A 12911-nucleotide genomic window follows, 5' to 3' on the forward strand; every position below is an offset into this window, starting at 1 on the left:
CAGCCCCAACGTCGGTGCCTGCGTTGGGAGATCGCTTCGCTCGGCTCGCGATGACGGGGGTTGAGCGCGTTCCGTTCGGCTATGGCTACTGCCGGCAGAACGGCCCGAACTGGTAGAAGCGGCGGCAGCGGAACTCGGACTCGCAGCTTTGCAACTGGGAGTCGTAGCGGTTGGCGCGCTGGGCGACCTGGCGCGCGGCCGCCTGGACCTGCGGTTTACTGCGGTAACTGCCGCGGTTATAGCCGCCCTGGCCCTCGTGATAGGCGAGGTAGAGGTGCTCGGGGTTGTTCAATGAGACCCCGGTGATGCGCTGGGTGCGTGCGTTGTACCAGCCGATAAAGTCGGTCGCGTGCTTCATGTGCGTGCGCCGTGCCATCCGGCTGCCGGCATCCTCCCGGTATTCGCCCCAGACCGGGTCCTGCGCCTGGGCATAGCCGTAGGCAGAGGAGGGCCGGCGCCACGGGATGACACCGAGCAGGCGTTCGCGATCCGGGCGCACATGGCTGCGGAACGAGGACTCCTGCTGGATGAACGACATCTGCGTGGCGATGGGCGTGCCCCATTCGCGTTCGGAGTCGCGGGCGTAGTCGTACCAGCGCGGCTGCTCGCGGAAGATCTCGCAGATATTGCTCTGATCCGACGGCGGCGATGGCGCCAGCGTCGCACAGCCCGCCGTGATTGCGGCCAGCGCCAGCAGCAGGCCCGCGCGCAGCCCATTGAGCGCCATGGCCCGCCATTCCCCCTGATATGCCTTGCCCACCCGAATCTCCCGTTCGGTTCCCCAATGGCCGGGAGTATAAAGCACCCCCAACGGGGGCCAAGGGTGCGCCGGGTGACGTGCCCGGTTTCGGAGGCTGCCCCGGCCCCTGCGGCGCCTCGCAGTGACGCGCATACAGGTTCCCCGGCCATCCAACATGCCGTCATTGCGAGCATCGCGAAGCAATCGCCCAATGCAGTCCTCGGCGCCGGGATACCCCCAACCGACTGCCACGTCGGCTGCGCCTCCTCGCAGTGACGGGGGCTGTGGCAGTGGCCTGTGGGAGCGGGCTTGCCCGCGAAGCCCCTGCCCGCGTCGGAACTGGGTAAAAGCCATTCGCGGGCAAGCCCGCTCCCACAAGGGGCTTGGGCCACACTTGTGCTACGGGGCGGTGTTCCAGTCAGGGTCGAGTGGGCTCAGGGCAGGATCGACCCGCCAGGGCCCGGGTGCTTCGGGCGCGTGCGCAATCTCGCGGATGCGTGCGATGAACTCGCGTCGGGGCAGGGTGATCGCGCCGAGGTGGCGCAGGTGCTCGGTCTCCATCTGCACATCCACCAGGGGCCAGCCCCAGGCGACGAGGTGGCGGCACAGCCAGGCCAGCGCGATCTTGGAGGCGTCGCGCTCGCGCGAGAACATCGACTCGCCGCAGAACAGCCGGCCCACGGCGACGCCATAGAGCCCGCCGATCAGGCGCGGGCCGTCCCAGACCTCCACCGAATGCGCGTGCCCCGTGCGGTGCATGGCGATGTAGGCCTGTTGCATGCTCCCGGTGATCCAGGTGCCCGCGGCGTACTCGCGCGGCCCGGCGCAGGCCTCGATCACCGCCTCGAAGGCGCGATCGAAGCTGACCGTGTAGCCGCGATTGCGGATCGCCTTTTTCAGGCTGCGGTGCAGCCGGAAGTGGGCCGGTTCCAGCACCGCGCGCGGGTCTGGGCTCCACCACAGGATCGGCTGCCCGGCCTCGAACCAGGGGAACACGCCGGAGCGATAGGCGTTCAGCAGCCGCGGCACGGAAAGATCGCCGCCGGCCGCGAGCAGGCCATTCGGGTCGCGCAGGGCATGCCCCGGGTCGGGGAACGGCGCCTCCGGGTGCTCCGGGTCCAGCCAGGGTAGCGTGATCTGCGGGCCGCCGGTCATGGGGTGGCGCCCCATCGGCCAGAGCGCTGGCCTCCTACAGGATGGGTCGGGCGTGCGGGATGTTGTAGGAGCGCAGCCCCCTGCGCGATCGGGCGAGGGGATAGGCCCCATCGGCCAGAGGGCTGGCCTCCTACAGGATGGGTCGGGCGTGTGGGGTGATGTAGGAGCGCAGCCCTCTGCGCGATCGGGCGCGGGGATAGGTTCCATCGGCCAGGGGGCTGGCCTCCTACAGGCTGGGCCGGACGTAGGAGCGCAGCCCCCTGCGCGATTGGGCGCGGGGATAGGCCCCATCGGTCAGGGGGCTGGCCTCCTACAGTGGGTGGTTCAGGGGCGGTCATCGTCGGGTTCGACGTGGCGGTAGGGCGAGTGTTCGTGCAGGCGTTCGCACTGGGTGCGCATCAGCTGGGCTTCGCGTTCGCAAAAGTCGCGTACGGGCTGGTCGAAGCCCTCGGTCAGGATCATGTGGGCGGAGTAGGTGGGCGTGGGCAGGAAGCCGCGCGGGATCTTGTGCTCGCCCTGGGCGCCGGGCTCGAAGCGGGCCAGGCCTTCGCGGATGCAGAACTCGATGCCCTGGTAGTAGCAGGTCTCGAAGTGCAGATCGGCCAGCTCCTCGGTGCAGCCCCAGAAGCGCCCGTACAGGGTGTCGTGGCTGCGATAGCAAAGGGCCGCGGCGATGGTCTCGTCGTTCCCCGCCTCGCCGGGTCGTCTTGCCTCGAACAGCACCACCTGATCGCCCAGCGCCGCCGCTGTCTCCACAAAAAAGGCCTCCGACAGCGTCGGGATGCCCATGTGCTTCTCGAAGGTGTCGACGTAGAAGCGGTGGAAGCGCGCCCAGTCTTCGGGCGAACCGGTGGCCCCGGTCAGCGTGCGGAACTCGATGCCGGCCTCGTTGACGCGGCGGCGTTCGCGCTTGATGTTCTTGCGCTTTTTCGAGCTGAGCGCGGCCAGGAAGTCATCGAAGCTTCCGTAGTCCGCGTTGCTCCAGTGGTACTGGCAGCCCATGCGTTCGGCCAGCCCCATCTCGCGGGTCACGTCGAGGTCGTCCGCATTCGGGAACAGGATGTTCACGCCCGAAGCGTTCAGCTCGCGCCCGCGGGTGACCAGGGCGCGCACGAGCAGGGTGCGCAGGTGATCAAAGTCCGGCGCCTCCGGGTGCACCAGCAGGCGCGGCCCGGTGGCCGGGGTGTAGGGTACGGAGACGACCAGCTTGGGGTAGTAGTTGAGCCCGTGGCGGCTCCACGCGCTCTCCCAGGCGAAGTCGAACACGAACTCGCCGTAGTTGTTGGTTTTGGCGTAGGCCGGCGCGGCCGCGACCAGCTCGTCTTCGCGGAAGATCAGCACATGCTGCGGAAACCACCCGAACTGCCGCCCCAGGCAGCCGTGGCGCTCCAGGCCCTCCAGGAAGGCATGGCGCAGGAACGGCTCGGTGCCGCCGGTCAGGGCATCCCAGGCGGCCGGGTCCACGTCGGCCAGACCGTCGCGCAGCTCGATGCGCTCGGCGTGTTCTTCCGGCGGGGTTGCCTGGGTGTCGCCGTCGGCGCTCACGACTCAGCCGTTCTCTTCGAGGTACTTCTCCGCGTCCAGTGCGGCCATGCAGCCGGTGCCGGCGGAGGTGACCGCCTGGCGGTAGACATGGTCCATCACGTCGCCGGCGGCGAACACGCCCGGTACGGAGGTCGCGGTGGCGTTGCCTTCCAGGCCGCTTTGCACCTTGATGTAGCCGCCTTCCATGTCCAGCTGGCCCTGGAAGATGTCGGTGTTCGGCTTGTGGCCGATCGCGATGAACACGCCCATCAGCTCGACGTCCTTCGTATCGCCGCTTTGCGCGTGCTTGATGCGCATGCCGGTCACGCCGGAGTCGTCGCCGAGGATCTCGTCCAGGGTGTGGTTCCACTCGATGGTGACGTTGCCGTTCTTTTCCTTCTCGAACAGCTTGTCCTGCAGGATCTTCTCTGCCCGCAGCGCATCGCGGCGGTGCACCAGCACGACCTCGGAGGCGATGTTGGACAGGTACAGGGCCTCTTCGACCGCGGTGTTGCCGCCGCCAATCACCGCGACCTTCTGGTTGCGGTAGAAGAAGCCGTCGCAGGTGGCGCAGGCGGAGACACCCTTGCCGGCAAAGGTGGTCTCGGACTCCAGCCCCAGATACTGTGCGGAGGCGCCGGTGCAGATGATCAGCGCATCGCAGGTGTACTCGCCGGAATCGCCGACCAGGCGATAGGGCTTGTCCTTCAGGTGCACCGTGTGGATGTGATCAAAGATCACTTCCGTATCAAAGCGTTCTGCATGCTTTTGCATGCGCTGCATGAGCTCCGGACCCTGCACGCCGTCGTTGTCGCCCGGCCAGTTGTCCACGTCGGTGGTGGTCATCAGCTGGCCGCCTTGCTCCAGGCCCGTGATCACGACCGGGTTCAGGTTGGCGCGCGCGGCGTAGACGGCCGCGGTCCAGCCGGCGGGGCCGGAGCCCAGGATCAGCAGCGGGCAGTGGCGCGGCTGCTTCTCGTCGCCCTTCTTTGTCTTGGGCGCGGTCTCGCCGCCACTGGAGAGCGACACGGCACCCGCGGCCGCCTGAACGGCCCCGGTGGCGACGGCGGCCTTGGGCGCGTCCTTCTTCTCGGCCTTCTTGCTCTTCTTGTCGGATGGGTCCTTGGCGTCGCTCATGCGGTACTCCCTGTCGATTCGATGAATACGGCTGGCGCGGCCGGTCGTCCCGGCCGCGCGGAATCTGGTTCGATAAGGCGGGGATTATTGGTACCCGGCGGGGCTTTGTCCAACACCGCCACCCCGCGCGAGGGTCCACCCGGAGTCGGCCTTGAGAAGACCCATCGACGGATACCGATTCGGTAATCGCGGGCCATAAAACATTTTCATGTTCGAGTTTGCTGATGATTGGCCCGAGCGATCACAACAAGGCCGATTTATCCACCACCGGGCGAACGCGCAAAGAATGGCGACAGAGTGCCGGGTTGGCGTTTTTATCCACAGCTTGCCCACGGGTTGTCCGCGGGGTTATTCGGGTGGGAGACACAAGATATTGTGTCTATGCACTTCCGGATCCCCGATCTATAGTACTTCACGTCCATTACCCACAGTTACGCGTGAGGCCGCCACCATGTACAGCGACACCCAGACCGCCGAAGCCCAAGAGGGCATCCAGTACCCGCCGCAAGCCGAGCCGTCGGCAGAGGTCCTGGCGACCAGCCCGGGCCAGCACCAGGTGATCCGCCGTAACGGCAAGGTCACCGGCTTCGACGCCTCGAAGATCGAGGTCGCGGTCACCAAGGCCTTCCTCGCGGTGGAGGGCGGCAATGCCGCGGCCAGCCGTCGCATCCACGACATCTCCAAGGAAGTCGCCGGGCAGGTGGTGGACAGCCTGTTCCGTCGCGCCGGTACCCAGGGCATGACGGTGCACATCGAGGATATTCAGGACCAGGTGGAACTGGCCCTGATGCGCGGCGGCCACCACAAGGTCGCGCGGGCCTATGTGATCTACCGCGAACAGCAGGCGCAAAAGCGCGCCGCCGAGGCCGCCGAGCAGGGTTTGGACGAGCAGGAGATTGCCCCGGCCTTGAACGTGACCCGCGCCGACGGCACCCAGGCCCCGCTGGACGAGGAGCGCCTGCAGGCGGTCGTCGCCGAGGCCTGTGACGGCATCGAGCAAGTCGATGGCGAGAAGATCCTGACCGAGGCGCGTCGCAACCTGTTCGATGGCGTCGCCGAGAAGGACGTCTCCACCGCGCTGGTGATGGCCGCCCGCGTGATGATCGAGAAGGAGCCGAACTACTCCGAGGTCACCGCGCGGCTGCTGATGGACGCGCTGCGCCGCGAGGCCCTGAGCTTCGTGCACGGGCGCCCGGAAGAGGCCACCCAGGCCCAGCTGGCCGAGCGCTACGCCGAATACTTCGGTGCCTACATCAAGCGCGCCGCCGACCTGGAGCTGGTCGACAGCGAGCTGACCCGCTACAACCTGGACAAGCTGGGCGCGGCGATCAAGCCCGAGCGCGACCTGCAGTTCACCTACCTCGGCCTGCAGACCCTGTACGACCGCTACTTCATCCATTCTGACGGCACCCGCTTCGAGCTGCCGCAGGCGTTCTTCATGCGCGTGGCGATGGGCCTGGCGATCAACGAGATCGACCGCGAGGCGCGCGCGATCGAGTTCTACAACCTGCTGAGCTCGTTCGACTTCATGAGCTCCACGCCGACGCTGTTCAACTCCGGCACCCTGCGCCCGCAGCTCTCCAGCTGCTACCTGACCAGCGTCCCGGACGACCTGGACGGCATCTACAGCGCCATCCGCGACAACGCGCTGCTGTCCAAGTTTGCCGGCGGCCTGGGTAACGACTGGACCCGCGTGCGCGGCATGGGCGCCCATATCAAGGGTACCAACGGCAAGTCGCAGGGCGTGGTCCCGTTCCTCAAGGTCGCCAACGACACCGCCGTGGCCGTGAACCAGGGCGGCAAGCGCAAGGGTGCCGTGTGCGCCTATCTCGAGACCTGGCACATCGATGTCGAGGAGTTCATCGAGCTGCGCAAGAACACCGGCGACGACCGCCGCCGCACCCACGACATGAACAGCGCCAACTGGATCCCGGACCTGTTCATGAAGCGCGTGGCCGAGGACGGCGACTGGACCCTGTTCTCCCCGAACGAGACGCCGGACCTGCACGACCTGGTCGGCGCCGAGTTCGAGAAGCGCTATAGCGAATACGAAGAGAAGGCCGCGCGCGGCGAGCTGCGCGTGCACAAGACCATGAAGGCCGTCGACCTGTGGCGGAAGATGCTCGGCATGCTGTTCGAGACCGGCCATCCGTGGATGACCTTCAAGGACCCGTGCAACCTGCGCAGCCCGCAAAGCCACACCGGCGTGGTCCACAGCTCGAACCTGTGCACCGAGATCACCCTGAACACCTCGGATGACGAGATCGCGGTGTGCAACCTGGGCTCGATCAACCTGGCCGCGCATGTGAACGAGGCCGGCGAGCTGGACCAGGACAAGCTCGAGCAGACCGTGAACACCGCCATGCGCATGCTCGACAACGTGATCGACTACAACTACTACTCCGTGCCGCAGGCGCGGCGCTCCAACCTGCGCCACCGCCCGGTGGGGCTGGGGGTCATGGGCTTCCAGGACGCGCTGTACAAGCTGCGCGTGCCGTATGCCTCCGAGGCGGCGGTGGAGTTTGCCGACACCTCCATGGAGGCGGTGTCCTACTACGCGATCAAGGCCTCGACCGACCTGGCCGAGGAGCGCGGGCGCTACGAGAGCTTCCCCGGCAGCCTGTGGAGCCAGGGCATCCTGCCGATCGACTCGATCGACAAGCTGGCCGAGACCCGCGGCGACTACCTGCAGATGGACACCACCCAGCGCCTGGAGTGGGACAAGCTGCGCAAGCGGGTGAAGAAGGTCGGCATGCGCAACTCCAACACCATGGCGATCGCGCCGACCGCGACCATCTCCAACATCTGCGGGGTCAGCCAGTCGATCGAGCCGACCTACCAGAACCTGTTCGTCAAATCGAACCTGTCCGGCGAGTTCACCGTGATCAACCCGTACCTGGTGCGCGACCTGAAAGACCGCGAGCTGTGGGACGAGGTGATGGTCAACGACCTCAAGTACTACGACGGCTCCGTGCAGCCGCTGGACCGCGTGCCGGAGGACATCAAGGCCCTGTACGCCACCGCGTTCGAGCTGGACACCCGCTGGCTGGTCGAGGCCGCCTCGCGCCGGCAGAAGTGGATCGACCAGGCGCAGAGCCTGAACCTCTACATGGCCGAGCCCTCCGGGCCCAAGCTGGACGCCCTGTACAAGCTGGCCTGGGTGCGCGGGCTGAAGACGACCTACTACCTGCGTTCCATGGGCGCGACCCACGTGGAAAAGAGCACCGTGGCCGACTCCTCGCGCGCCAACAAGCTGAACGCCGTCTCCGGCGGCCAGCAGGCGGCCGAGCCCGAGGCCCCGAAAGCCTGTTCCATCCTCGACCCGGACTGCGAGGCCTGCCAGTAAGGCGGCCCCGCCCACGGGCACCGAATACGCAGCACGCACTGATCACAACGCACTGAACAAAAGGCCCGGCCACCGAGCCGGGCCGCCACCGAAAAGAAGAGGGGACACTATGCTTTCCTGGGACGATCCGATCGCAGCCATCAAAGGCGAAGGCCAGAAAGAACCCGCCGTCCGCCCCGGCATGGGCTTTCAGGAGAACGAAGCCCTGATGAGCACCGCCGGCGCCGCGCCCAGCGTCTCGCCGGAGCCCGAAAACGCCGGCCAGCCGCTGGCCGAGCCGAACGAAGACGCCCTGACCGGCACCGGTCTGGAAGACATCGAGATGGGTGCCGAGCGCATCCGCGTGGATGACAAGAAGATCATCAACTGCCACGCGGACCTCAACCAGCTCGTGCCCTTCAAGTACAAGTGGGCCTGGCAGAAGTACCTGGACGGCTGCGCCAACCACTGGATGCCGCAGGAAATCAACATGAACGCGGACATCGCCCTGTGGAAGGACCCGAACGGTCTGACCGAGGACGAGCGCACCATCGTCAAGCGCAACCTCGGCTTCTTCTCCACCGCCGACTCGCTGGTGGCGAACAACCTGGTGCTGGCTGTGTATCGCCACATCACCAACCCCGAGTGCCGCCAATACCTGCTGCGCCAGGCCTTCGAGGAGGCGCTGCACACCCACGCCTACCAGTACTGCGTGGAATCCCTGGGCCTGGACGAAGGCGAGATCTTCAACATGTACCGCGAGGTGCCCTCCGTGGCCACCAAGGCGGAGTGGGCGCTGCCGTTCACCAAGCACCTGGCGGACCCGAACTTCCGCACCGGCACCCCGGAGGCGGACCAGAAGCTGCTGCGCGAGCTGATCGCCTTCTATGTCGTGTTCGAGGGCATCTTCTTCTACGTCGGCTTCGTGCAGATCCTCTCCATGGGCCGGCGCAACAAGATGACCGGCGTCGCCGAGCAGTTCCAGTACATCCTGCGCGACGAGTCCATGCACATGAACTTCGGCATCGACGTGATCAACCAGATCAAGCTCGAAAACCCGCACCTGTGGACCGAGGACTTCAAGAACGAGATGCGCACCCTGATCCGCGACGCGGTGGAGCTGGAGGCGCAGTACGCCCGCGACACCATGCCGCGTGGTGTGCTCGGCATGAACGCCGGGATGTTCGAGGAGTACCTGCACTTCATCGCCAACCGCCGCTGCGCCCAGATCGGCCTGGCCGAGCTGTATCCGGGGGCCGACAACCCGTTCCCTTGGATGAGCGAGGTGCTCGATCTGAAGAAGGAGAAGAACTTCTTTGAGACGCGGGTTACCGAGTATCAGACGGGTGGGGCGTTGAGCTGGGATTGAGGCGGCGCGACCGAGACCCAAAGAAGCGGAGCCAGGGAAATGGCCATGCAGGAACAGAAGAGGGCGCCGGGAGACGGCGCCCTTTTTTTGTACCCTCAGTTCAGATATGAGGGGCGAAAGACAAAGTCTGACCACGGTGCCGCGGACCAAGAGCTTCATTATCGGAGAGACTCCCGGCTTCCTGCCCCGGTCCAATATCCGAATGAACACGCGCGCACGTTCATTTCATATCCGTGCGCGCTACTCAATCACTGTTAGGTGAAAGGGCATGAAGCTATCCGAGCTACCTGTCGAAAAGCTTAAAGAAACGCCCTGGTTTCACAATGTTGATCCGGGAAGGTTACGGTCCTTTGATGATTATGCCGCTTGGTTGGAGGCAATTCTCCATAACCCATGCAATGTGTGGGAAGAGGATGGTGCATTGTTTCTTATCGAGATTAGGCAGCTCGTAACGCGTGTGAACGGCCTAAAGATTGAAGTTTACTCAAACGAGCATCCTCCGCCGCACTTCCACGTGAAATCGCCCAACGTGGATGCAAGCTTTGACATTGAAAGCTGCGCATTTTTGGAGGGTAAAGTTGATAGCAGGGACAGAAAGAAAATTGAGTTCTGGCATGGAAAAGCAAAGCCGCTGCTCATTGAAGCTTGGAACTCTACACGCCCAACGGACTGCACGGTGGGCCTCTACAAAGGCACATAACCAGTATTTGCAGTACGCTCCGGCTCCGGCCCTAGCGGGCCTCCACCGAACTGGCTTTACGGCGCGGTTGCGCCTTCAACCCGGACGCTGAAGATTGATGTTATAGATACTAAGGAGAGAGCATGGAACCCGTCTCCGTCGCAACCGCCTACGCTTCTGTCGTTGGCTTGTTAGGACAATTTCAAGCAAGTCGAGGTGGCTCTGAACAAGCTGATTTTAACGAATTCTTGCAATGGCTTGTGGACAGCAACCATGAAGAGGTCAAGGATCTGATCGAGAGCAACACCAAAACAATGATTGGGATCAAAGCACTTCTCAACCAAAATCACGACGTGCTGCTTCGAAAGTTGGATGCCCTTGATTCCGCGCTCTCGTCATTTGGAAGTCTTATCCCGGGATTCTCAGACATCAGTAGTGGCCTTTATCCCGGTGGCGGTCCACTGTCTGAGCAGGCAAAACACATTCTTTCCCAGTTTCAGAATTCGGGCGCCAGCAAGATTCTTGAACTGCATACCTATGATGGCGTAAGTCTCCTGTATCTTGGCGGGCAAGAGCAACAAATGGAGATACCTGACCCTCGCTTTCTCGAAGACGATCTCAAAACACTGGTTGAACTAGGTTTGTTGCGCCACGATTTAAATGGGAGAGGCGACAATCTCTACATTTTTACTCGCACGGCCTCTGAGCTTGTGCTCTCGGCCAATTTATAACAAGTCGCAGCAGTTCGCGGCCAATGGCCGCCGGACCCCTTTTCCGCGGCCAGTCTAAGGGCGACGATGTGCTGCAGCGTTTGGCGTTGAACGAACTAAAAATCATCTTTTCAATCTGATTACTAGCCAGAGATTTGTGATGAGTAGAAATAGATTCCCGAGGAGACGGACTACTGATGTTACCGCTGAGGTAGGGGTGAACACCGTATCAACAATCATTAATGATCATTTCGGGTGGGTTTTCCGGCGGACACACCAAGAGCATGATTTTGGTGTGGATGGTTACATTGACTACGTGACGAAGGAAGGATCGGTGACAGGTCAGTTTCTTGCCGTTCAAATTAAGACGGGCAAGAGTTATCTCTCAAAAAGTGGGGGTGTGCATTGGTATTCTGATACCAAGGAGCATCTTAATTACTTTTTAAATCTCCCGACTTTCATTATCCTCGTTATATGCGATCCCGAATCAGATGAGTGTTTCTGGGCTCAGTTGGATATAGAAGAGGTAGATTACAGAGGTGAAACTTGGAGGTTCCCGATACCTAAAAGTCAGAGGCTTAGCAAAGAATCTATTCCACAAATCGAGAAGATTTTAGGTATTCCTGAAGATTACGTTACCGAGTTTGAAGAAGACGAGCAATTTTTGAGCCTCATTGGTTCAGATACTTACGTTCAATACGCCGTTCCCAGGCATGATATTGAATCGCTAAAAACAGATAAATTGAAAACGTTTCTAAAAAGAATAACTAGAAACGAGAAGTTGACGCGGGCGGTCCAAGGGAGGTTGTATATATGCACATATGGATATGAGCATGATTCACGAGAAGTCTTCGAAATAAAAGATGTGAGAAAGTGGGCGAAGAAAGCGAGAAGAAAGATCCATTGTTGGTATCTTTGCGCTAACGACCGCTCCATCCCATCAACCTTAATCTGGGTGGCTGCTAGCAGTTGTAGAGTTGACGCCAAGCTGGATAGACGGTCGGATGGTAGCCGAGGTTTCAGGCTTTCCGGGATTTCGGAGGAATGGACCGAGTTCCTGGAAGAGTGCTTTCACGGGCTCAATAAGGACTCAGAAAAATGGGGCTGGTCTACGCAGATGAATAAAGAGATATCCGAGTTGATTTCTAAAGAGCTATGCCCAAGTATGCCTGAGCCAGAGTCGGATCAATAAGCCTAAGAAGCTACGAATGGCGGGGTCGGACCACGGTAACCCACGGAAAGATCGAAGGAAAAGAGTCGGGAAAGGGTGTAATTCGAGCTTATAGGGGCCATTTTGGCCAGGAAACGGGCCTTCCAGGGAGGGAAGCCATGCCACGGGCGAATCGCCATCACTTGCCGGGCCATGTCTGGCATATCACGCACCGGTGCCATAAGCAGGAGTTTCTGCTGAAGTTCGCGCGCGACCGCCGGTTGTGGCGGTATTGGTTGTATCAAGCGCGGCGACGCTATGGGCTGTGCGTGTTGAATTACATCGTCACGTCCAACCACGTGCACCTGCTGGTGCCTGATGAGGGCCGTGGCGAGATCCCGCGGGCCATGCAGTTGATCGCGGGGCGGGTCGGGCAGGCGTACAACCGACGCAAGGGCCGGAAGGGCGCGTTCTGGGAGGACCGCTACCACGCCACGGCGGTAGAGACCGGCACCCATCTGGCGCGTTGTCTGGTGTACATCGACCTGAATATGGTGCGGGCGGGGGTGGTGCAGCATCCGCGCGAGTGGGAGGCCAGCGGCTATCGAGAGATCCAGGAGCCTCCGGATCGGTACCGCGTGATTGACCACCAAGCGCTACAGGAGTCACTGGAGATCGGTTCATTACCAGAGCTGAGGGAATGCCATCGAATGTGGGTGGACGATGCGCTTGCGTCGGATCGTTCCAGTCGGGACGATCGCTGGACGACGTCCGTGGCCGTGGGCAGTCGGCCGTTTGTGGACGAAGTGCAGAAGGCATTGGGGATACGCTCGCCGGGCCGCGAGGTGGAAGAGTTGGGGGATACGGCGTGCGTTCGTGAGGATGCTGCGGGTTATGCCATGGACGGGCGGTTTTGACCATGAAAATGGCCAATAAGGCATTCGTAGATGGGTTCTGGACTGAAGATGTGATTTGAAACAGTCAGGTAATGTGGTCCGACCCGAGTTTTAGTAGATGCCCATAAAGCAAAGGAATGTTAAATGACGGGTGAGACAATTGTGTTTGGGAATAATGGATGGCTGGACTATTTGCTTTTCAGTGGTATTGTTCTCGGAGCAGCGTT

At 62.2% G+C, this 12911-nt stretch carries 10 protein-coding genes; 6 read left to right on the forward strand and 4 right to left on the reverse strand.

Features of this window, described 5'->3' with window-relative positions; genetic code table 11:
- Positions 1-85: 85 nt before the first annotated feature.
- The 4 genes from F466_RS0107790 to trxB all read right to left on the reverse strand — a co-directional run bounded on the left by F466_RS0107790 (position 86) and on the right by trxB (position 4555).
- Positions 86-760, reverse strand: coding sequence for a hypothetical protein (locus F466_RS0107790; RefSeq protein WP_018137609.1), 675 nt, complete (start codon positions 758-760; stop codon positions 86-88).
- A gap of 378 nt (positions 761-1138) precedes the next feature.
- A complete protein-coding gene (gene aat / locus F466_RS0107795) occupies positions 1139-1894 on the reverse strand; it encodes a leucyl/phenylalanyl-tRNA--protein transferase (RefSeq protein ID WP_018993795.1) in 756 nt (251 codons plus the stop codon).
- A 324-nt stretch (positions 1895-2218) separates the two neighbouring features.
- Positions 2219-3439, reverse strand: a complete 1221-nt coding sequence (locus F466_RS0107800; RefSeq protein WP_018993796.1) for a GNAT family N-acetyltransferase — start codon at positions 3437-3439, stop codon at positions 2219-2221.
- A gap of 3 nt (positions 3440-3442) precedes the next feature.
- Positions 3443-4555, reverse strand: coding sequence for a thioredoxin-disulfide reductase (trxB, locus tag F466_RS0107805; RefSeq protein WP_018137606.1), 1113 nt, complete (start codon positions 4553-4555; stop codon positions 3443-3445).
- A gap of 451 nt (positions 4556-5006) precedes the next feature.
- Here trxB and F466_RS0107810 point away from each other — a divergent pair, with 451 nt between their 5' ends.
- The 6 genes from F466_RS0107810 to F466_RS0107825 all read left to right on the forward strand — a co-directional run bounded on the left by F466_RS0107810 (position 5007) and on the right by F466_RS0107825 (position 12705).
- A complete protein-coding gene (locus F466_RS0107810; RefSeq protein WP_018649430.1) occupies positions 5007-7901 on the forward strand; it encodes a ribonucleoside-diphosphate reductase subunit alpha in 2895 nt (964 codons plus the stop codon).
- Positions 7902-8010: 109 nt separating this feature from the next.
- Positions 8011-9249, forward strand: a complete 1239-nt coding sequence (locus F466_RS0107815) for a ribonucleotide-diphosphate reductase subunit beta (protein WP_018993797.1) — start codon at positions 8011-8013, stop codon at positions 9247-9249.
- 268 nt (positions 9250-9517) lie between these two features.
- Complete coding sequence (locus tag F466_RS13450) at positions 9518-9949, forward strand: DUF4160 domain-containing protein (RefSeq protein ID WP_083918085.1); 432 nt, start codon at positions 9518-9520, stop codon at positions 9947-9949.
- A 122-nt stretch (positions 9950-10071) separates the two neighbouring features.
- A complete protein-coding gene (locus F466_RS0107820; protein ID WP_018993798.1) occupies positions 10072-10659 on the forward strand; it encodes a hypothetical protein in 588 nt (195 codons plus the stop codon).
- Positions 10660-10855: 196 nt separating this feature from the next.
- The gene (locus tag F466_RS13455; RefSeq protein WP_232199155.1) at positions 10856-11830 is read left to right on the forward strand and encodes a DUF4365 domain-containing protein; all 975 of its coding nucleotides are present in this window, start codon (positions 10856-10858) and stop codon (positions 11828-11830) included.
- A 137-nt stretch (positions 11831-11967) separates the two neighbouring features.
- Positions 11968-12705, forward strand: coding sequence for a transposase (locus F466_RS0107825; protein WP_018993799.1), 738 nt, complete (start codon positions 11968-11970; stop codon positions 12703-12705).
- Positions 12706-12911: the final 206 nt, after the last annotated feature.

The organism is Thioalkalivibrio sp. ALgr1 (assembly GCF_000378285.1).
Classification (GTDB): Bacteria; Pseudomonadota; Gammaproteobacteria; order Ectothiorhodospirales; family Ectothiorhodospiraceae; genus Thioalkalivibrio.

Coding starts and splice junctions, on each gene's coding strand:
- aat (WP_018993795.1), bottom strand. CDS start 1,894: ATGACCGGCGGCCCGCAGATCACGCTACCCTGGCTGGACCCGGAGCAC.
- trxB (WP_018137606.1), bottom strand. CDS start 4,555: ATGAGCGACGCCAAGGACCCATCCGACAAGAAGAGCAAGAAGGCCGAG.
- F466_RS0107810 (WP_018649430.1), top strand. CDS start 5,007: ATGTACAGCGACACCCAGACCGCCGAAGCCCAAGAGGGCATCCAGTAC.
- F466_RS0107815 (WP_018993797.1), top strand. CDS start 8,011: ATGCTTTCCTGGGACGATCCGATCGCAGCCATCAAAGGCGAAGGCCAG.
- F466_RS13450 (WP_083918085.1), top strand. CDS start 9,518: ATGAAGCTATCCGAGCTACCTGTCGAAAAGCTTAAAGAAACGCCCTGG.
- F466_RS0107820 (WP_018993798.1), top strand. CDS start 10,072: ATGGAACCCGTCTCCGTCGCAACCGCCTACGCTTCTGTCGTTGGCTTG.
- F466_RS0107825 (WP_018993799.1), top strand. CDS start 11,968: ATGCCACGGGCGAATCGCCATCACTTGCCGGGCCATGTCTGGCATATC.